The 18,508-nt window shown below is 66.9% G+C and carries 21 protein-coding genes; 12 read left to right on the top strand and 9 right to left on the bottom strand.

From position 1 onward, the window contains the following. Positions 1 to 724, top strand: a 724-nt coding sequence (locus tag WAW85_RS15890; RefSeq protein ID WP_422560556.1) for a ComEC/Rec2 family competence protein, incomplete at its 5' end; no start/stop codon positions are given. Positions 725 to 851: 127 nt separating this feature from the next. Beyond that, entirely contained in the window at positions 852 to 1,100 is a 249-nt protein-coding gene (locus WAW85_RS15885) for a hypothetical protein (protein WP_422560555.1), read from the top strand. Positions 1,101 to 1,118: 18 nt separating this feature from the next. Here WAW85_RS15885 and WAW85_RS15880 read toward each other — a convergent pair whose 3' ends face one another. Beyond that, positions 1,119 to 1,241 (bottom strand): hypothetical protein, encoded by a 123-nt coding sequence (locus WAW85_RS15880; protein ID WP_422560554.1) that lies wholly within the window; start codon positions 1,239 to 1,241, stop codon positions 1,119 to 1,121. A gap of 250 nt (positions 1,242 to 1,491) precedes the next feature. Between WAW85_RS15880 and holA the strand changes: the two genes are divergently transcribed. Then, the gene (holA, locus tag WAW85_RS15875; RefSeq protein WP_422560553.1) at positions 1,492 to 2,463 is read left to right on the top strand and encodes a DNA polymerase III subunit delta; all 972 of its coding nucleotides are present in this window, start codon (positions 1,492 to 1,494) and stop codon (positions 2,461 to 2,463) included. Positions 2,464 to 2,690: 227 nt separating this feature from the next. Here the strand turns inward: holA and rpsT are convergent, their stop codons facing one another. Then, positions 2,691 to 2,951 carry a 30S ribosomal protein S20 gene (rpsT, locus tag WAW85_RS15870; protein WP_422560552.1) on the bottom strand — a complete coding sequence of 87 codons (261 nt, stop codon included), beginning with the start codon at positions 2,949 to 2,951 and terminating at the stop codon, positions 2,691 to 2,693. 185 nt (positions 2,952 to 3,136) lie between these two features. Here rpsT and WAW85_RS15865 point away from each other — a divergent pair, with 185 nt between their 5' ends. Beyond that, positions 3,137 to 4,276: a sulfotransferase family protein gene (locus WAW85_RS15865; RefSeq protein WP_422560551.1), complete on the top strand. Its 1,140-nt coding sequence runs from the start codon at positions 3,137 to 3,139 to the stop codon at positions 4,274 to 4,276. Positions 4,277 to 4,357: 81 nt separating this feature from the next. Here WAW85_RS15865 and WAW85_RS15860 read toward each other — a convergent pair whose 3' ends face one another. The 3 genes from WAW85_RS15860 to WAW85_RS15850 form a co-directional block, all read right to left on the bottom strand. Beyond that, a complete protein-coding gene (locus WAW85_RS15860) occupies positions 4,358 to 4,618 on the bottom strand; it encodes a hypothetical protein (RefSeq protein ID WP_422560550.1) in 261 nt (86 codons plus the stop codon). 62 nt (positions 4,619 to 4,680) lie between these two features. After that, the gene (locus WAW85_RS15855; protein ID WP_422560549.1) at positions 4,681 to 5,100 is read right to left on the bottom strand and encodes a type II toxin-antitoxin system PemK/MazF family toxin; all 420 of its coding nucleotides are present in this window, start codon (positions 5,098 to 5,100) and stop codon (positions 4,681 to 4,683) included. Beyond that, positions 5,097 to 5,774: an alpha/beta fold hydrolase gene (locus WAW85_RS15850; protein ID WP_422560548.1), complete on the bottom strand. Its 678-nt coding sequence runs from the start codon at positions 5,772 to 5,774 to the stop codon at positions 5,097 to 5,099. Before WAW85_RS15850 ends, WAW85_RS15855 begins: the two co-directional genes overlap by 4 nt. 221 nt (positions 5,775 to 5,995) lie before the next feature. Between WAW85_RS15850 and lepA the strand changes: the two genes are divergently transcribed. The 8 genes from lepA to WAW85_RS15810 all read left to right on the top strand — a co-directional run bounded on the left by lepA (position 5,996) and on the right by WAW85_RS15810 (position 16,245). Next, a complete protein-coding gene (gene lepA, locus WAW85_RS15845; RefSeq protein WP_422560559.1) occupies positions 5,996 to 7,894 on the top strand; it encodes a translation elongation factor 4 in 1,899 nt (632 codons plus the stop codon). A 131-nt stretch (positions 7,895 to 8,025) separates the two neighbouring features. Then, positions 8,026 to 10,152 carry a M3 family metallopeptidase gene (locus WAW85_RS15840; protein WP_422560547.1) on the top strand — a complete coding sequence of 709 codons (2,127 nt, stop codon included), beginning with the start codon at positions 8,026 to 8,028 and terminating at the stop codon, positions 10,150 to 10,152. Between the two features lie 87 nt (positions 10,153 to 10,239). Beyond that, entirely contained in the window at positions 10,240 to 10,440 is a 201-nt protein-coding gene (locus WAW85_RS15835) for a hypothetical protein (protein WP_422560546.1), read from the top strand. A 209-nt stretch (positions 10,441 to 10,649) separates the two neighbouring features. Beyond that, complete coding sequence (locus WAW85_RS15830) at positions 10,650 to 11,690, top strand: sulfate ABC transporter substrate-binding protein (RefSeq protein ID WP_422560558.1); 1,041 nt, start codon at positions 10,650 to 10,652, stop codon at positions 11,688 to 11,690. Positions 11,691 to 11,728: 38 nt separating this feature from the next. Beyond that, a complete protein-coding gene (gene cysT / locus WAW85_RS15825; RefSeq protein ID WP_422560557.1) occupies positions 11,729 to 12,556 on the top strand; it encodes a sulfate ABC transporter permease subunit CysT in 828 nt (275 codons plus the stop codon). Between the two features lie 4 nt (positions 12,557 to 12,560). Beyond that, the gene (gene cysW, locus WAW85_RS15820) at positions 12,561 to 13,493 is read left to right on the top strand and encodes a sulfate ABC transporter permease subunit CysW (RefSeq protein ID WP_422560545.1); all 933 of its coding nucleotides are present in this window, start codon (positions 12,561 to 12,563) and stop codon (positions 13,491 to 13,493) included. Position 13,494: 1 nt separating this feature from the next. After that, on the top strand, positions 13,495 to 14,490 hold the full coding sequence (locus tag WAW85_RS15815) for a sulfate/molybdate ABC transporter ATP-binding protein (RefSeq protein WP_422560544.1): 996 nt from the start codon (positions 13,495 to 13,497) through the stop codon (positions 14,488 to 14,490). A 129-nt stretch (positions 14,491 to 14,619) separates the two neighbouring features. Then, positions 14,620 to 16,245: an AMP-binding protein gene (locus WAW85_RS15810; protein WP_422560543.1), complete on the top strand. Its 1,626-nt coding sequence runs from the start codon at positions 14,620 to 14,622 to the stop codon at positions 16,243 to 16,245. Positions 16,246 to 16,373: 128 nt separating this feature from the next. On the opposite strand, the gene WAW85_RS15805 is transcribed toward WAW85_RS15810, so the two are convergent. From WAW85_RS15805 to WAW85_RS15790, 4 genes are all read right to left on the bottom strand, one after another. Next, positions 16,374 to 17,000 (bottom strand): type 1 glutamine amidotransferase domain-containing protein, encoded by a 627-nt coding sequence (locus WAW85_RS15805; RefSeq protein ID WP_422560542.1) that lies wholly within the window; start codon positions 16,998 to 17,000, stop codon positions 16,374 to 16,376. After that, the gene (locus WAW85_RS15800; RefSeq protein ID WP_422560541.1) at positions 16,987 to 17,556 is read right to left on the bottom strand and encodes a Dps family protein; all 570 of its coding nucleotides are present in this window, start codon (positions 17,554 to 17,556) and stop codon (positions 16,987 to 16,989) included. The genes WAW85_RS15805 and WAW85_RS15800 overlap by 14 nt, the downstream gene beginning before the upstream one ends. Positions 17,557 to 17,665: 109 nt before the next feature. Next, positions 17,666 to 17,881 carry a CsbD family protein gene (locus tag WAW85_RS15795; protein WP_422560540.1) on the bottom strand — a complete coding sequence of 72 codons (216 nt, stop codon included), beginning with the start codon at positions 17,879 to 17,881 and terminating at the stop codon, positions 17,666 to 17,668. Between the two features lie 119 nt (positions 17,882 to 18,000). Further along, positions 18,001 to 18,201, bottom strand: coding sequence for a hypothetical protein (locus WAW85_RS15790; protein WP_422560539.1), 201 nt, complete (start codon positions 18,199 to 18,201; stop codon positions 18,001 to 18,003). Positions 18,202 to 18,508 lie beyond the last annotated feature (307 nt).

Raw genomic sequence — 18,508 nt, 5'->3', positions numbered from 1 at the left:
CGGGGCAGTGGTGCTCGCTCTGCGTCTCGCGGGTGCGTCGACTCGGGTGACCGTGGCAATCGGACTGCTGGCAATGCTCGGCTTCGTGATTCTGGTGCGGCCCACCGACAGCGTGCTGCGAGCGGCCGTGATGGGCGGGGTCGGTCTACTCGGCGCCTTGGCGGCACGTCGTGCCCAGGCGTTGCCAGCGCTGGGAGCCGCGGTGATCGTGGTGCTGCTGTTCTGGCCGCAGATGGCGGTGGCGCCGGGATTCGCTCTCTCAGTGGTCGCGACGCTCGGCCTGGTGTTGTGGGCGGCGCCGCTGCGCCAAGCCCTGCTGCGCCGCGGGGTGCCCGAGACGCTGGCGGTACTCCTGTCGATGACGCTCACCGCGCAGATTTTGACCATGCCGCTCGTGATTGCGGTCTCCGATCGGCTGAGCGTGGTCGCCGTCCCCGCAAATCTGTTGGTGGCGCCGGCAATTCCGGCGATCGCCCTGCTGGGCACGCTGGCCGCGCTCATCGGCGCGATCGGGCCGCCCGGCGGTGCCGGGGCGTTGGCGGCCGAAGGGCTGATCCGCGCCACCGGCCCGGAAATGTGGTGGCTCATCTCGTGCGCGGACACGTTGGGCGGTCACCGCTGGTCAGCTCCCGAAGTCCCCGGCTGGCAGGCCGCCACCGTCCTGGTGCTGGCAGAAATCGTCACCTACGCCACCTGGCGAGCTGCGCACGGCGTCGAGCGGTGACGATCCCGTCAGTGGTTGGTGCCATATGCCACGGCCGTCAGCGGACTGCGGGTCTGGCCGATCGGTGCGGTCGGCGATTCCACGACGCAGCTCCAGTGGTGTCGGACCTCAACGGCAAGATGGCACCGTGAACCAACCTCACTACGTGCTCGGCTGCGACCTCGCCGTCGGCGACAGGATCGTCGCCTTCACGCCTGACGCGGATGCCCTCATCACCGACATCGAGGTGTTGACCGAAGGAAACGGCCGATTACTCGGTCTCGACATCTACGAGCGCCGAGACGGTGGCTTCCTTGGCCCGACGCTGTTCATCGCCAGGCCGGACATCGAGTACGCCGTCGACAGGAGACGCCAGGAGCTACCCGACGCACACTGACTGCGCGGTGGTCCAGCGTTACCGCCACTGCAGGGTGGTCGGCGTGTGCCTGGCGATACTGGGTCGGATGCGCTCAGGCGGCGGGTTCTCGATCAGGGCGAGGGCGCCGCGCGCCGCGTCGTACAGTTGCTCGCCGGGCACCGAGCCGGTGGGGACGTCGCACCAGAAGACCAGCCGGTCGCCGGTCAGGTTCCAGCTGCGGCGCCAGACGGAGACGCCGGCGCGAGCAGATGGTTTCGTCGGTCCATAGCCAACCGTCGGCCATACCCCGATGCTAGCCGGACGACGGCCGCGGACATATGAGCTGGCGGGTTCCCGTTGAGCTTCGGGCGACCGCTATCGCCGTCGGTGACCGCGGCCGGTCCAGGGGGCGTCGTACCGGCGTGGCACGATGGTCGCTGTGACTGATCGGCTGTATCTGCTGCTAGGCGACGACGACTTCCTGACCGGTCGCGTCATCAAGCAGGTCGCGTCCGAGCGCAGCAGGGAATCCGGCGAAGAAGTCCCAGTGACCCGCATTCGGGCGGGGGAGGTGACCGGACCCGAGCTCATCGATCTGCTGAGCCCGTCGTTGTTCGCCGAAGAGCGCATCCTGGTGATCGAGTCGGCAGCCGAGGCGGGTAAGGATCCCGCGGCGCTAATCACGGGGACAGCAAAGGCGCTCCCCGAGGGCGTCACCATGATGGTGATCCACACCGGTGGAGGCCGGCAGAAGGCGATGGTCGGCGAGCTGAAGAAGGCCGGGGCGCAAGAATTCGGCTGTGCGCCGCCTAAATGGCACAACGAGCGCGTCGAATTCGTCCGCAAAGAGTTCCGGCAGATCGGCGTACGGGTCAGCTCCGACGTCATCGAACTGGTCACCGAACTGGTCGGCTCGGATCTACGCGAACTCTCGGCGGCCTGCCACCAGCTGGTCTCCGACACCGGCGGAAAGATCGACGAGGCCGCCGTCCGCACGTATTACATCGGGCGCCCCGAGGTGACCGGCTTCGAGGTGGCCGACAAAGCTGTCACCGGAGATCTGGCTGGCGCCCTGGAGTCGTTGGCGTGGGCCCAGCATCATGGCACCGCGCGGGTCCTGTTGGCCGACGCACTCGCCGAAGCCGTGCATGCGATTGCGCGGGTGCGCGCCTTCGGGCCGGGAGACAAGTATTCGATCGCCTCCGAGCTGGGTATGCCGCCGGGACGTGTCGGCAAGGTGCAGGGGCAGGCGCGCGCGTGGGATGCGGCGTCGATCGGCGAAGCGGTGTTGGTGGTCGCCGATCTCAATGGCGCCGTAAAGGGCCAGGCAGCCGACCCGGACTACGCGCTGGAGCGTGCCGTTACGACGGTGGCGCAGCTGCGGCCGCGGCGCGGACGGTAGCGCTTTCGACTCGCTCGGCTCGCTCCACCATCGAAGGGGACTCCCCTGGTGAGGGGGTGTGGGAATGGGGTGGCCGCTTGGGCGTGGAGTTGACCTCGTCGAGCTCGGCCTGCCGAGAACGCCGATCACCCCGGCGATCGCGTGGAGATCGCCGGGGTGACCGGTAAAGCTATGGGAGCGCGGCGTCGACAGACGCGTGGCTCCGGGTGCGGCGAACCGCAGAACTGTCAGAGCTTATTGACAGCCACGGCCATGGCCGACTTCTTGTTGGCGGCCTGGTTCTTGTGGATGACGCCCTTGGTGACGGCCTTGTCCAGGTCGCGACCGGTGCTCACGAGCAGCTCGGCAGCCTTCTCCTTGTCGCCACCGGCGACGGCCTCACGGAAGTTACGGATCGCGGTACGCAGCGAGCTGCGGACCGACTGGTTGCGCTGCCGACGGCGCTCGTTGGTCTTGTTCCGCTTCACCTGAGACTTGATGTTTGCCACGCGTAATCCCTTTGCTTCGTTTCGTCAGTCGCGGTCGGCGACCAGAGTCATTGTTCCTGTAGTGCTGGCTCGCGATCGAGGTGTCGACCTGCGAAATCCGCAACAGCAGACAAGATTACCAGCGCGGACACCTCGCCCCCAAATCCGCAGAGGAGACGCCGCGCACCTCTAAGCTGGTGCGCATTATGTCGATAGTCTACGTGCACGTCGGATTGCCCAAAACCGGCACCACCCATTTGCAGGATCGCCTCTGGGTGAACCGGGACCTCGCCCTGGAGCAGGCAGATCTGCTGTACCCGGGTGTGACGATGGAGGACCACTTCCACGCCGCCGCGCACCTGCAGCCCGACCGCTACCTGGATTGGGCGACGCCGGACCGGGCTGGTGCCTGGCCGCGCATGCTCGCCCAGATGAAGGCCTGGCCCGGCACGTCGGTGATCTCGCACGAGTTGTATGCGAACGCCAAACCCGAAAACATCGCCAAGCTGATGGACGATCTGTCGTTTGCCGACGAGGTGCACGTGATCCTCACCGTGCGCGATCTGGCCCGCCAGTTGCCGTCGGTGTGGCAGGAGAACGTCAAGAACCAGCGCCCGACGTCGTTCGAGGACTTCCTGGCCTCGGTGGGTCGCTATCGCGACGCCGACCCCGTGCATGATGGCTTCGTCGAGGAGCCGTTCTGGGAGTTCCAGGACTATCCGGCCACCGTGCGCAAATGGTCGGCGGTGCTGCCGCCCGAGCGGATTCACCTGATCACTGTGCCCGCTGCCGGTACGGCGACCGAGGGCGACGGCCTCTGGGAACGGTTCTGTGCCGTGCTCGATGTGGATCCGACGACTATGCCGAAGCAGGGGGAGCGCCACAATTCGTCGCTGTCGGCCGCACAGACCGAGTTCCTGCGCCAGCTCAACGGCCGGATCCAGCCCAAAGACATCGACGGGTGGCGGTACGAGTGGATCGTCAAACGTCGCTTTATCGGGGAGGCGCTGCGCAACACTGGCAGCGGCAAGCCACTCGGGCTGACCGCCGCCCAGCGGGTATGGGCGGCCGAGGAGTCCGCGAAGCTGATCGACGAGGTGCGGGAATCGGGTTGCTCGATTACCGGCACGCTCGACGATCTGCGCGTCGATCTGAGCGTTGATGTCAGCGAAGCGCCCCCGGCGACGTCGATCGAAGCACTCGACGCCGGCCTGGACGCGCTCGCCTACTGGATCAAAACCATGCCGAATCCGGAGCCGAAGCCGACCGTCACGACGCGGGCGCGCGACGTCGCCCGGCGGGTCAAGCGGCGCGCCGTCGGTCTACGCGGCCGGTTGCCGGGCTGAGTCGGTCTGCCCCGCCGCAGTGCGGAACTGAGGTGGCCGCAGGTATTCACGATTTGCCCTGGGCGGTACGCGGGAATTTGCTCAGCCGAACGAGCAGACGCTGTTCACTCGGGATGCATTGCCGCCGACCTTGGCCCGGGCGGCCTTCTTAGCGGCGGCGTGGCTCGGGTAGCCCCAGGCGCGGCCGACGTCGGTCCGACCATAGGAGAACTTGTAGGCGATCGCGCCCCACGAGATCGTGTCGGCTTCAGCCTGGGGGAGGGCGGACTGCGGAATAGTGGTGCCGGCCGAGGCGAGGGTAGCCGCGATGCCGAGGGAAGCGAGGAAACGACGTGCGTTCATGGCGAGTGCCTAGCGCAGCGGCCCGCGCCGCACGCGACCTATTCTGGGAACGAACGATCGGCTCAGGACCAGCCGTAATGATCCCGGAGAGCGGCCGCGACAGCGTCGAAACTCCGGCGCGCGCAAATGGATCCCTCGCGCCGGATGCCGTGTTCGTCGACGACGATCACCCGGTCCAGCCGCACATAGCTGACCCGCGCGTTGTAGTCCCACGCGCCGGAGCCGAGCGTCATCCAGTTCTCGTCGTCACGGTGGTACTCCTTCGACGACAGCATCAACCCGAGGAGGCCGGTGTCAGTGCCGCCGACCACCAGCACCGGGCGGTCTTTGCCCTGCGCTGGGTCGTCCTCGAACGGCACCCACATCCACACGATCTCGCCCGGATCGGCAGATCCGTCCAATTCTGGCGTGTACGAGACGCGCCGGGCGTAGTCGCGGCTTGGGCGGGTCTGGAAGCGGTGCTTGCGGTAGTCGGTGCTCACAACGGTCCTTTCAGGAAGAAATCTTCGACGGCGGCCGCGGTGACCTCGCCTACGCCGCTGCGCTCGGGTTTCAACCCGTGGTCGGCCTTCTCGATTTCGATGATCTCAACCGGGCCGGTGAACAGTGTTGCGGCCGAAGCGATCTCGGCTGAGGTGGCAAACGAATCGCTCCGCCCGTGGATGATGAGCGTCGGCACGGTGATGTCAGGGAAGTGTTCAGTGCGCAACTTCTCCGGCTTTCCCGGCGGATGCAGCGGGTACGAGGTGAGCAGCAGTCCGTCGATCGAAGGGTCGGCGACGACCATCGAGGCTTGCCGCCCGCCGTACGACTGCCCGCCGACGATCAGCGGCCCGGCTGGCGCCAGCGGCCGAATCGCGGCCACCGCGGCGCGGATCCCGTCCCGATCGGCGGACGCCTTCGACGGTGACGGCGGACCCTTGGGGCGCTGCTGGCGGTAGGGCAGGTCGATCCGGGCGACGGTGAAACCCCGCTCGGTCAGCGCGGCCGAGATCGCCCGCAAAAGTGCGGAGTTTCGGTCGCTACCAGCGCCGTGGGCCAGAATCACTAAACCGCGCGACGGACCCTCTCCCGGCCGGTCGAGCTCTGCCACGACGCCGTCGGCTCCAACAGATTCGCTGCGAGTTGCGGCGGGCGACGTCGGGTCGTGATGCATGATGATTACGAGCGTAACGGTGGGCCTTCTGTTGCGGGCGGCCGCAGCGCAGAGCGAACGGGCGTTCGGGCCGCGGTGGTCCGCGTCGCTGACGTCGGCGTCAACCCGGCGACGTCACCTGCACGGGTGATTCGTGCAATCGGAGCAGCGGCGAATCGCTCCGACCGGTCGATTCGTGAGAAACTGAAAGTTGACCTGTGCCGGATTCCGGCATATCCGGTATATCGCGGCCTGCCGCGGCCCGCCAAGGAGCAGTAGAGATTTCCACCTTCGCAGACAAGACGTTCACCGATCCTGCCCGGATCCGGAACTTCTGCATCATCGCCCACATCGATCACGGCAAGTCGACGCTGGCCGACCGGATGCTGCAGATCACGGGCGTCGTCGCCGACCGCGATATGCGCGCCCAGTACCTCGATCGCATGGACATCGAACGGGAGCGGGGCATCACGATCAAGGCGCAGAACGTGCGGCTGCCGTGGAAGATGGCCGACGACGACGGCGTCGAGCAGGAATACGTCATCCACCTGATCGATACGCCCGGCCACGTCGACTTCACCTACGAGGTCTCGCGCGCCCTCGAAGCGTGCGAAGGTGCAATCCTGTTGGTCGACGCCGCGCAGGGCATTGAAGCCCAGACCCTGGCCAACCTGTATCTGGCCATGGACAACGATCTCACGATCATCCCGGTGCTCAACAAGATCGACCTGCCCGCCGCCGACCCGGACCGCTACGCCGCCGAGATCGCGCACATCATCGGCTGCGAAGCCGACGATGTGCTGCGCGTCTCGGGCAAGACCGGCGAGGGCGTGCCCGCGCTGCTCGACGAGGCCATCCGCCAGATCCCGGCCCCGGTCGGCGACTCCGACGCCCCGGCCCGGGCGATGATCTTCGACTCGGTCTACGACACATACCGCGGCGTGGTCACCTACGTCCGCGTCGTCGACGGCAAGATCACCCCGCGCGAGAAGATCCAGATGATGTCCACCGGCACGACGCACGAGTTGCTGGAGGTTGGCATCGTCTCGCCGGATCCCAAACCCAGCGCCGGACTGGGCGTCGGTGAGGTCGGCTATCTGATTACCGGGGTGAAGGACGTTCGCCTGTCGAAGGTCGGCGACACCGTGACCTCGCTGCGCAACGGTGCCACCGAGCCACTCACCGGATACCGGGAACCGCGGCCGATGGTCTATTCCGGCCTGTACCCGGTTGACGGCTCGGACTATCCGGTGCTCCGGGAGGCCTTGGAGAAGCTGCAACTGAACGATGCCGCGCTCACTTTTGAGCCCGAGACCTCGGTGGCCTTGGGCTTCGGCTTCCGCTGCGGCTTCTTAGGCCTGCTGCACATGGAGATCACGCGCGAGCGCCTGGAGCGTGAGTTCGGGTTGGACCTGATCTCCACCGCGCCCAACGTCGTCTATCGCGTCGTGATGGATGACGGCACCGAGCACATCGTCACCAACCCGTCGGATTGGCCGGAAGGCAAGACGCGCAGCATCTTTGAGCCGATCGTCAAGACGACGATCATCGCGCCCAGCGAGTTCATCGGCTCGATCATGGAACTGTGCCAGACCCGCCGTGGGGAACTCGGCGGCATGGACTACCTGTCTGAGACGCGCGTGGAGATGCGCTACACGCTGCCGATGGCCGAGATCATTTTCGACTTCTTCGACGCACTGAAATCGCGGACCCGCGGCTACGCCTCGCTCGACTATGAGGAGGCCGGCGAGCAAGAAGCCGATCTGGTGAAGGTCGACATCCTGCTGCAAGGTGAGGCCGTCGACGCGTTCAGCGCCATCGTGCACAAGGATGCCGCCTACGCCTACGGCAACAGGATGGCCCTCAAACTCAAAGAGCTGATCCCGCGCCAGCAGTTCGAGGTGCCCATTCAGGCTGCGATCGGCTCGAAAGTGATCGCCCGCGAGAACATTCGGGCGATCCGCAAAGACGTGCTCGCCAAGTGCTACGGCGGTGACATCAGCCGTAAGCGCAAACTGCTGGAGAAGCAGAAGGAGGGCAAGAAGCGGATGAAGACGATCGGCCGCGTCGAGGTCCCGCAGGAAGCCTTCGTGGCGGCGCTCAGCAGCGAAGCCGCCGGCGATAAGCCCAAGGGCAAGTAGCCGCGCGCCGCCAGCGGCGCGCCGATCGGCCTCTGTGCGACTCCGGCCAACAGAGTCGGTACGTGCCACCACTTGCGCAATAGGGCGGAACGGAAAGCGTTGGCCTGACCGAGTCGTGGCACAGTGGAGGCATGGTGGCTGACTCTGTGAACCCGGTGCTGGCCGACTCGGGATTGCCGTACGACCTCCCGGACTTCGCGGCGATCAGCGACGACGATTTTCTCCCCGCGTACGACGTGGCCCTTGCCGCGCACCTCGCTGAGGTGGAGGCAATCGCCAACAGCCCCGAGTCGCCGACCTTTGCCAATACCGTTGCCGCGCTGGACAGTTCGGGGCGGCTGCTGGCGCGCGCCAACGGGATCTTCTACAACCTCGAAGGCGCCGACACTAATCCGGAGCGCGCTCAGATCGCCCAGGAACTCGCCGTCCGGCTCACCGCGCACGCCAATGCCATCGCGATGCACCCGCGGCTGTTCGCGCGGATCGCCGCGGTCTATGGCGCTCGTGGACCCTTCGACAGGGCTCGGGGGGCGGGGGAGGCGCAGCGTCGGCTCACCGAGCGGAAGTATCGCGACGCGGTGCGCGCCGGTGCCGGGCTCGACGCGGCCGGACAGGCCGAGATGCGGGAGATCTCCGGCCGCCTGGCCACGCTTACCACCGAGTTCTCTCAGTACCTGCTTGACGACACCAACGATTCGGCCGTTTGGTTCACTGATGTCGCCGATCTCGACGGTCTATCGGTTGGCGAGATCGCCGCCGCGCAGCGGCTCGCCCACGAGCGCGGCGGCGACGGCTACCTCGTCGCGCTCGACTTGCCGACGAGCCAATCGGCGGTGGCGAAGCTGACCGATCCTGCTGGGCGGCAACGGGTATTCCAAGCCTCTATCGATCGCTGCGCGCGGGGCAACGCCCACGACACGCGCGCGATCATCACCGAGATTGTGGCGCTGCGCGCCCGCCGAGCAGAGCTCCTCGGGTACGCGAACCACGCCGAATACGTGATCGCCGAGGAGACCGCACCGGACCCGGACGCCGTCGCCAGGCTCCTTCGCGACCTCGCCGTCGCCGCCAGCGCCGCAGCCAGCGCCGAACTCGATCGGCTGACCGAGGTCTACGGTGGACCGCTGCGGCCATCGGACGTCACCTTCGCGCTGGCGCAAGAGCAGCGGGCGCGGGCGAACGACGCCGATTCGGCGGGACCGGGGATCGACGATTTCGAACAGTACTGCGAGCTTGACGCCGTGCTGACCGACGGCGTCTTTGCCGCGGCGGGGGAACTGTACGGACTTAACTTCATCGAGCGCCCCGATCTGCACGGCTATCACCAGGACGTGCGGGTCTGGGAGGTGGTTTCGACACGCCGACTCACCCCGTTCGTCGACGGCTCAACCAGCGAAGGAGCCTCCTCGGTGGGTGAGGCCACGTCGATCGGGTTGTTCCTGGGCGACTTCTATGCGCGCCCATCCAAGCGGGGCGGGGCGTGGATGAACACCATCGTCGACCAGTCGGCGCAGCTCGGCACCCGGCCGGTGGTGGTCAACGTCCTGAACCTGACTAAGCCGGAACCGGGGGAGCCGTGCCTGCTGTCGCGCGATCAGCTGGCGACGCTCTTCCACGAGTTCGGCCACGCCATCCACGGGCTGCTCTCGTCGGTCGAGTACGTCTCCCAGTCGGGGACCTCGGTGCCGCGCGACTTCGTCGAGTTCCCGTCCCAGGTCAACGAGATGTGGGCGCTGCACCCCGCCGTCGTCGGCCGGTACGCCCGGCATTGGCGGACCGGGGAGCCGGTATCCGCCGACCTGCTGGCGGCGGTGCGCTCGGCTGGCGACGTCGAATCAGCGCACTCGACCTTCGAGTACCTCGCGGCGGCGGCGCTCGACCTGGCCTGGCACCGCCTGCCTGCCGGGCAGATCCCCGACGACGTCCTGGCCTTCGAAGAGCAGGCGCTGGCCGCGGCGGGGCTGGCGTCGTCGTTGATCCCGCCCCGCTACCGGAGCACCTACTTCAATCACATCTTCGGCGGCGGCTACTCGTCGGCGTACTACAGCTACATCTGGTCGGAAATCCTCGACGCCGAGACCGAGCAGTGGTTCTTGGCCGGGGGCGGTCTGCAACGGACCCTCGGGCAGGCTTTCGCCGAGGCGGTGCTCTCTCGCGGCGACAGCGTGGACCCGGTGGCCGCCCACGCCCGGATGCTCGGACGGTCGGCGCGGATCGCGCCGCTGCTGCGCCGCCGCGGATTAATCGCTGTGGACTGATCGCCGCCACGGAGGCGAATCCGCCGAGCGGGTAGCCTGGTTTAAGTCAGCGTGAGATTAACAGCGCAGAAAGCGAGGCGACGAGGGATGACTGCCTTCCTGACGTGGTGGGACGGCATCGAAGAGTGGCTGACCGGGCTGCCTTTCATTCCGCAGTTGCTGGTGACCGTCGCGGTGCTTCTCCCGCTCGCCGCCGCCCTCGCCTGGGTGGTGAACTACCTGGTCGTGTTGGTGTTTTCGCTGTTCGATCGCCGGGATGCCTCCGACGATCACGGAGTAGGGGTGTAGGCGATGTTCCGTTCGAAGGTCACGTGGGCGCTCGCCGCGTTGCTAATTCTGGTTCTGATCGCCTGGCTGATCACGCGCTAGCACAGTACGGACAGGGTCAGCAGCCCCATGCCGATGCGCCTCGCGCGCACGTTGAGCCACCCGGAACGGGTTGCTAGCTTTCTTCCGTGCCCACCAACCACAGTCCCCGCGCGGGGCGGAATGCCGACCTGCGCTCGGTGTCGTCCATCGTCGTTGCGCTCGCGTTGACCGTGCTGCTCGCGGCGTGCGGTGCCGGATCCACCGATACCCCCGGCGGTGTCGATATCTCCACGGGCAGCAGGCACCTCAATCTTATCGCCTACGCCGTCCCCAAGACGGGCTTCGACCGGGTGATTCCCGCCTTCCGGGCAACTCCGGAAGGCGGCGACATCGGGTTCTCGCAGTCGTACGGTGCCTCCGGCGACCAGTCGCGCAAGGTGGCCCGCGGACTACCTGCCGACGTGGTCAACTTCTCGGTCGCCCCGGACGTTACGCGCCTGGTGAAGGCCGGTTTGGTGGACGCGGACTGGGAATCGCAGGCGCCAAACAACTCGGTGCCGTTCGGCAGTGTCGTCGCCCTCGTCGTGCGCGAGGGCAATCCCAAGAACATTCGCGACTGGGCCGATCTGCTGCGGCCCGGGATCACCGTGGTGACACCCAATCCGGGCAGCTCCGGCTCGGCGAAGTGGAATCTGCTCGCCCCGTATGCGGCGGCCAGCGACGGCGGAAAGAACCCGCAGGCCGGCCTGGACTACGTGCGGCAGCTGGTACGCGATCACGTCCGAGTACTGCCCAAGTCGGGCCGGGAGGCGACGACGGCGTTCGAGCAGGGGCAAGGGGACGTGCTGATCAGCTACGAGAACGAAGCGATCATGCTCGCGCGGCACAACGCGCAGGCACGGCCGGACCAACGCGTCAGCTACGTGATCCCACCGCAAACATTCCGGATCGAGAACCCGGTCGCGGTGGTCAACACCTCCGATGATCGAGCCGCAGCGTGGCTTTTTGTGAACTATCTGTTCACCCCGCCGGCCCAGCGACTGTGGGCGCAAGCCGGTTTCCGGCCCGTCGACCCGGCCGTCATCACCGAAACCGCCGGGGCGTTTCCCGGACAGATCGACCACCTGTGGACCGTCGACGACCTCGGCGGCTGGAAGGTGATCGACAAGGAGCTGTTCGGTGCCGACGGCGCCATCAGCACGATATACGACGAGGAGGCTGGCCAGTGACCGCTCCGCAGACGCAGGGCACATCGCCCGCCGTCGCGATGCCCGGCGAATCAGAAATCCCCGCCGCCATCACCCGCCGCTGGCGCACGGACAATCCGCTGACGCTCGGTGTGGCGGCGCTGTGGCTCACGGTGATCGTGCTGCTGCCCCTGGCGGCGATCACCACCGGTGCTTTCGACGACGGCTGGAGCGGCTTCTGGGAGGCGATCAGCGCGCCGGCCGCCGTCGACACGCTCCGCATCACGGTGCTGATGTCGGTGGTCGTCGCCCTGATCAACGTCGTCTTCGGCACGATCATCGCATGGGTCCTGGTGCGCGACGATTTCCCAGGCAAGGGCTTTGTCAACGCGATCATCGACTTGCCGTTCGCGCTGCCGACCATCGTCGCCTCGCTGGTGCTGCTGTCGCTGTACGGGCCGAACAGTCCGATCAACGTCCATCTGGCGGCGACCGAGCCCGGCGTGATTCTCGCGCTGACCTTCGTCACGCTCCCGTTCGTGGTGCGCCAGGTGCAGCCGGTGCTGCTGGAACTCGATCGTGATGTCGAAGAAGCCGCTGCGGTGCTCGGTGCGGGCAATGCCATGATCTTTCGCCGGATCGTGTTTCCCGCGCTGATCCCGTCCATTCTGACCGGCATGGGACTGGCCTTCACTCGCGCTATCGGCGAATTCGGCTCGGTGGTGCTGATCGGCGGCAATATCCCAGGTAAGACCCAAGTGGCCTCGCAGTACATCCAGCAGCAGATCGAGGTGGACCAGCCGGTCGCGGCCTCGGCCGTCTCGGTGGTGCTTCTGCTGATCGCCTTCGCCGTCCTGCTGCTGCTCCGCGTGGCCGGGCGTTCGCAGCAACGTCGTGAGGAGGCCTGAGGACATGATTCTTTCGCGCTGGAGTCGCTACGGTCTGCGCACCGTCGCACTCGTGTACCTGTTTATCCTGCTGGTGGTGCCAGTCGGTTTGATCTTCTGGCGCTCGCTGGAGCCGGGGCTTGGACAGTTCTGGGAGTGGATCACCACTCCGGCTGCCATTGCGGCCCTTCAGCTTTCGCTGATCATCGTCGCGATCGTGGTGCCGCTGAACGTGGTCTTCGGCGTGCTGACCGCGCTGGCACTGGCCCGCGGACGATTCCGTGGCAAGGGCCTCATGCAGGCCGTCGTGGACCTGCCCTTCGCCGTATCGCCGGTGGTGGCCGGTGTCGCGCTGATCGCCCTGTGGGGCAGCCACGGCTGGTTCGGGGGCATCGAGTCGCTCGGCTTCCGGGTGATCTTCGGGGTGCCGGGCATGGTGCTGGCGACGATCTTCGTCACGCTCCCGTTCGTGGTGCGTGAGGTGGAACCGGTGCTCCACGAGATCGGCACCGAGCAGGAAGAGGCGGCTGCGACGCTGGGCGCCAACGCCGCACAGACGTTCTGGCGGATCACGCTGCCGGCCATTCGGTGGGGTCTGACGTACGGCGTCGTGCTGACCATCGCGCGGTCGCTCGGCGAGTACGGTGCGGTGACCATGGTGTCATCGAATATGCCGGGGGTCTCGCAGACGCTGACGCTTCTGGTGCACTCGCGGTACACCGACGACTACAACGAGTACGGCGCATACGCGGCGGCGACCTTGCTCATGTTGGTCGCCATCGGTGCGCTTGCCGTGATGACGCTGATCGAACGACGATCCCGCGGTCAGGTCGTCGACGCCGGAGCCGTGCTCGCGCCGGAATCAACAGTGGACGCCACCGCGTCTGGCTACCGCATTGCCGACGACCATCAGGTCGCCGAACCCGCCCTGCACAATCCCACACGCGAGGAGAAGTAGCGTGTCCATTTCAGTCATCGGTGCCAATAAGCACTACGGCGATTTCGCTGCGCTCGACGACGTCTCGATCGACATCCCGGCCGGGTCGCTGACCTCGTTGCTCGGGCCGTCGGGGTCGGGCAAATCGACGCTGCTGCGCGCTATCGCGGGTCTGGACAGCCTCGACAGCGGCGTCATCGAGATCAACGGGCGCGATGTCTCGCAGGCCTCACCGCAGCAGCGCGATATTGGCTTCGTGTTCCAGCATTACGCCGCGTTCAAACATCTGACCGTGCGCGACAACATCGCCTTCGGTCTGCAGATCCGCAAACGACCCAAAGCGGAGATCAAGAAGAAGGTCGACGAGCTGCTGGAGGTGGTCGGTCTGGAGTTTGTGCAGAAGCGCTATCCGTCGCAGCTGTCCGGCGGCCAGCGGCAGCGGATGGCGCTGGCCCGCGCGCTCGCCGTCGACCCGCAAGTGCTGCTGCTCGACGAACCGTTCGGCGCCCTGGACGCCAAGGTGCGCGACGATCTGCGACGGTGGCTGCGGCAGTTGCACGAGGAGGTCCACGTGACCACCGTGCTGGTGACGCATGATCAGCAGGAGGCGCTAGACGTCAGTGACCGCATCGCGATCTTGAACAAGGGCCGCATCGAGCAGGTCGGTACGCCCGATGATCTGTACGACCGCCCGGACAATGTCTTCGTCGCCTCGTTCCTCGGTTCGGTGTCGCGGCTCAACGGACAACTGGTCCGGCCGCACGACATCCGGATCGGCCGTACCGCCGAGATGACGTTCCCGTCCACCGACGTCTCGCTGGACACCGGGGTGATCCGGGCGACGGTGAACCGGGTGGTGAACCTGGGCTTTGAGACCCGCGTAGAACTGACGGCCGCCACCACCGGCGAGGAGTTCATTGCGCAGATCACCCGCGGTGATCAGAATGCGCTGGAATTGGCGGCGGGCCAGACGGTCTACGCCCGCGCCACGGCGGTCCCGCAGCTGGCTTCGGAGTAGCGACCCGGCGTCCGTCTATCGCAGCTTGGCGACCGTTCATCGCAGCGACGTCGAGGGGTTTTGGCACGCTGTGTCACGCGGGTACTGTGAGCGTCAGCACTATCGGCGACGACACACGAGGACTCCGCGATGACGCAGCTCACCCGCTCCGGGCTCGATACCCCGCTCACCCCGCTCCGCTTTCTGGCGCGCGCCGCGCAGGTGCACCCGGACAAGCTCGCGGTGATCGACGGGGGTCGGCGCCTCAACTATCGGGAACTCGCTGCCGACGTGGTGAGTCTGGCCAGCGCGCTGGCGGCCTCGGGGGTCAAGCCAGGGGAGAAGGTGGCGTACCTCGCCACCAACTCGCTGGAAATGCTGACCGCGCATTTCGCCGTACCGCTGGCCGGGGGCGTGCTGGTGGCGATCAACACTCGGTTGGCCCCCGCCGAGGTGCAATACATCTGTGATCACTCCACGTCGGTGCTGCTGGTCGGCGACGGTCCGCTGCTCGATGGCGTCGCCGACATCGAGTTGGCCACCGTGCGCGAGCGCGTCGAGGCGCCGAGCCAGGATGGCGAGTACGCGCAGATCGCCCTGCGGTACGACGAGTTCCTCGGGCGCGGCGATAGCGACGCGGAGTTCTCGTGGGAAGTCGACGATGAGAACGCGCTGATTTCGATCAACTACACCTCCGGCACCACCGGGAACCCGAAGGGCGTCATGTACACCCACCGGGGGGCGTACCTGTCGTCGCTGGGAAACCTGGTGACCCAAGGGTTCACGATCGACACCAACTACCTGTGGACGCTGCCGATGTTCCACTGCAACGGATGGTGCGGACCGTGGTCCCTGACGGCGGCCGCCGGCACCCACGTGTGCCTGCGGGCGGTGCGCGGTGACGATATGTGGCGCCTGATCGACACCGAGAACATCAACCGGATGTCCGGCGCACCCACTGTGCTCACCACCCTGGCCACCGCGCCCGAAGCACACCCGATGGCGCGACCGATGGCGATCACCACCGCTGGCGCGCCGCCGAGCCCGACCGTCATCAAAGCCATCCGGCACCTGGGCATCGAGATCACCCACGTCTACGGACTCACCGAGACCTACGGGCCGTACGCCGTCTGCGAGCCCGATCCGTCGTGGTCGTCGCTGTCGGGGGAGGAGCTCGCCGTGCGGATGGCGCGCCAGGGCGTCGGCATGCTCACTGCTGAGCGCCTGCGCGTGGTGCTGCCGGATCTGGTCGACGGGCAACTGGCCGATGTTCCGTCCGACGGCGTGACGATGGGCGAGATCGTGATGACCGGCAACGTCGTCATGAAGGGCTACCTCGACGATCCCGAGCGCACCGACGAAGCCTTCGCTGGCGGCTGGTTCCACTCCGGCGACCTAGGTGTGATGCACCCGGACGGCTACGTGCAGCTCTTGGACCGGGCGAAAGATGTGGTGATCTCCGGTGGCGAGAACATCTCCACCATCGAGGTCGAGCAGGCCGTGGTCAGCCACCCGGCGATCGTCGACGTCGCCGTCATCGGAGTTCCCGATGACAAGTGGGGTGAGCGTCCGAAGGCGATCGTGGTGCTCGCCGACGGGCAGACCGCCACCGAGGCCGAGGTCATTGCGCACGTGAAGTCGAAGATCGCCTCGTACAAAGCGCCGCGCGAGGTGGAATTCGTCGCCGAACTTCCCAAGACCTCCACCGGCAAGATTCGCAAGAACGAACTCCGCGACGCCGCCTGGGGCGAGCGCCGCACCCGCATCCAAGGCTGAGCAGGCACCCCGGCAGCGTGTGCGGCGCCCTACGCTGGTTCGCACGGCCTTCGCCAGTTCAGGCGGCCTCCCCGAAGGCCGCCTGAACCGCGGTTGGCCGCATGAACCGGGAAGCGGCGCGGTGACGGTCAGGCGCGCGCGGTCTCCCGGCGCAGCGCGTCGACCAGGATGGCGCAGAAGGACGTGAGGTCGTCGGGTTTCCGGCTGGAGATCAGGGTGTTGGGCCCGTTGCGGCAGACCACGACCTCCTCGTCGACCCACTTCGCTCCGGCGTTGCGCAGGTCGGTCGCCAGACTGGGCCACGACGTGATGTCGCGATCGCCCACCACTCCGGCGTCGATCAATGTCCAAGCCCCATGGCAGATCACCGCGACCGGCAGGCCTCGTTCGAAGAAGTCGCGCACGAGGGCGAGCGCGCCCGGCTGGATGCGTAGATAGTCGGGGTTGGCAACGCCGCCAGGCAGCACCAGGGCACTGAACTCGGTGGTGTCGACGTCGTCGACAGACTGATCGACGGGGAAGGTGTCGGCGCGGTCGAGGCCGTTGAAGGCCTGGATCTCGCCGAGCTGCGTGGAGATCAGGCGCGGCCGAGCGCCAGCGTCGACGACGGCGTGCCACGGCGTGACCAACTCAACTTGTTCGACGCCTTCGGGCGCGACGAGGAAGGCGACGATGGGACTGTTGGCCACCGGAGCGGACGGGTCCGGCGGCCGGGCGGAATCGGTTGTGCGCTGCGTGTCATCAGGCTCCAGCATGGCGGGCTCCTTCGGTCTCGGTGTGCGCTCCTTCGGTGGCGAGTTGCCCGCCCGAGTCCTCCAGATGTGCACGGACCATCCAATGGAATTGTTCGAGGTCATGCGTGTGGCCGATCAACAGGTCCTGGGTCACCGCGTCCAGCGCGCCGGTGCTTTCGATGGCCTGCCGGTAGCTGTCGAGCAGACCGCGGTAGACCAGATCCAGCGCCCCGAGGTGGGCTATCGCATCGGCGCGCCGCAGAGAATAGTCATCCCAGCTGCGCTGATCGACGATCGCTCCCGGAGTCCCCAGTGGCACCCCGCCGAGGGCAGCCATGCGTTCTGCGGTTTCGTCGGCCATCGTCCGCGCCGCAGCCACCTGCGGATCGAGCATGGTGTGCACGGCGATGAAGTGCGGACCGACCACATTCCAATGGATGTGTTTGAGGGTCAGCCCGAGGTCGCCCAGCGCATTGAGGCGGTCCTGCAGGACCGCGACTACCGCGTTCGCGTCGCGCGGTGCGACGCCGGGCAGGGTGAAGTCGACCGGATCGGGATACTGCTGGGTCAGAGTCATCGTGGTCCTCCTGATAGTGCGGATGGAAGTGTGCCAGCCCGGACGCGGCGACGAACCCGCTCGAATCCGCCGCCGCGATGAGCCCGGCGAGTGGCCGGACGAGCGAGGGCTAGCTGGACTCGCGGAGTCGGGCCTCGGTGCGGGCCTTCTCGGCCTCGGCCTCGTGCTTGGCCGTCTCGCGGTGGGCCGCGGCGGTCTTCTGCTCTTCGCGGCCCTCCTCAATGACATCGTCGTTGCCGACGGCCACGCCGGCCATCTCCTTGGCCTTTCCCTTGATGCCGTCGACGGCACCCTTGATTCCGGCCTTGGCGTCGGAGCTGTCCATATCGAATCTCCCTACGTGTCGGGTCCGAGTGGTCGGCTGACCTCTCGGTGGCTGATTACCCGAGCCTGCTGCGGCCCAAACGTGGGCGGACGGGGTTGGGTTGGTGTCCCGATGGGTATTCAGTCACTGGACACCGCAAACGCAGTGGAAAGGACGACGATGCACATCACCACGCCGTATGGAACCGGCCCCGACACTTTGCCGAACCCGGAACGACCGATCCCGGTCCCGCCCGAACCGGAGCCGATGCCACCGATGCCGCCACCGAGCGTGCCCCACCCGCCGGACCCGATGCCGCCACCGCCCGGGGATCCCGGCATCGATCCGCGCCCGCGGCCCGACCTAGTCTGACCACGACGACTAGTTCGACCACTCCGACCACTCCGACCACGAGGCAACGACCGCATGCGGTCTAGGTGGCACAGCGCAGGTGGCAGAGCGGGCCTGCGCTCGCGGGCGTCGCTGGCGGACGTGTCGTCAGGAGCCGCGCGTGATGGCGGTGAGTGCGGCGGGTGCGCTGGCGCGGTAGAGGTGGACGATCGCGTCGATAAGGGCGGGATGGTCGGCGATCGGGCCGGCCACGATCGAACCGGGCGCGATCGCGTCGAGCTGGCGCTCTACCCGCTC

The sequence above is a fragment of the Gordonia sp. (in: high G+C Gram-positive bacteria) genome, assembly GCF_049299075.1.
Classification (GTDB): Bacteria; Actinomycetota; Actinomycetes; order Mycobacteriales; family Mycobacteriaceae; genus Gordonia.
Note: the sequence above shows the minus strand (reverse complement) of the source record. Positions and strands in the feature narration are given on the sequence as shown.